The 1,253-nt window shown below is 64.0% G+C and carries 1 protein-coding gene; it reads right to left on the reverse strand.

Features of this window, described 5'->3' with window-relative positions; genetic code table 11:
* A partial coding sequence (locus ACL03I_RS39330; protein ID WP_459561401.1) for a DNA-directed RNA polymerase subunit beta occupies positions 1-1,253 on the reverse strand: 1,253 nt, incomplete at both ends.

Consider the following 1,253-nt stretch of genomic DNA (forward strand, 5'->3'; position numbering starts at 1 on the left):
CGACTGGAGTTCCTTGAGCAGGACCTTGAACGATTCCGGAATGCCCGGCTCCGGGATGTTCTCGCCCTTGACGATCGCTTCGTAGACCTTCACGCGACCGACCACGTCGTCGGACTTGATGGTCAGCAGTTCCTGCAGCGTGTACGCCGCACCGTAGGCCTGCATGGCCCAGCACTCCATCTCACCGAAACGCTGACCACCGAACTGCGCCTTACCACCCAGCGGCTGCTGGGTGATCATCGAGTACGGGCCGGTCGAACGCGCGTGGATCTTGTCGTCGACCAGGTGGTGCAGCTTCAGGATGTACATGTAGCCGACCGCCACCGGGTACGGGAACGGCTCACCCGAACGACCGTCGAACAACGTGGCCTTGCCGTCGTCGTTGACCATGCGCTCGCCGTCGCGGTTGGGCAGCGTCGAGGACAGCAGACCGGTCAGCTCCTCTTCCCGCGCGCCGTCGAAGACGGGCGTGGCGATGTTGGAGTCGGCCGGAGCGCCCAGCATCTCCTCCGGCAGCGCCTGCGCCCAATCCGGGCGAGTGCCGTCGCCTGCGACGTCGACATTCCAGCCTGCCTTGCCGATCCAGCCCAGATGGGTTTCCAGGATCTGGCCGATGTTCATACGACGCGGCACACCGTGGGTGTTGAGGATGATGTCGACCGGGGTACCGTCCGGCAGGAACGGCATGTCCTCGGTCGGCAGGATCTTGCCGATGACACCCTTGTTGCCGTGACGGCCCGCGAGCTTGTCACCGTCCTGGATCTTGCGCTTCTGCGCCACATACACCCGCACCAGCTCGTTGACACCCGGCGGCAGATCGTCGTCGTCCTCCCGGGAGAACACCCGGATACCGATCACCTTCCCGGACTCACCGTGGGGCACCTTCAACGAGGTGTCACGCACCTCACGCGCCTTCTCACCGAAGATCGCCCGCAGCAACCGCTCCTCCGGCGTCAGCTCGGTCTCACCCTTCGGAGTGACCTTGCCGACCAGGATGTCACCGTCCCGCACCTCCGCACCGATACGCACGATGCCACGCTCGTCCAGATCCGCGAGCACCTCATCGGAGACGTTCGGGATATCCCGCGTGATCTCCTCGGCACCCAGCTTGGTGTCGCGAGCATCGATCTCGTGCTCCTCGATATGAATCGAGGTGAGAACGTCCTCCTCCACCAACCGCTGCGACAGGATGATCGCGTCCTCGTAGTTGTGACCCTCCCACGGCATGATCGCCACCAGCAGGTTCTTACCCA

Source organism: Nocardia sichangensis, from assembly GCF_047200615.1.
Classification (GTDB): domain Bacteria; phylum Actinomycetota; class Actinomycetes; order Mycobacteriales; family Mycobacteriaceae; genus Nocardia; species Nocardia sichangensis.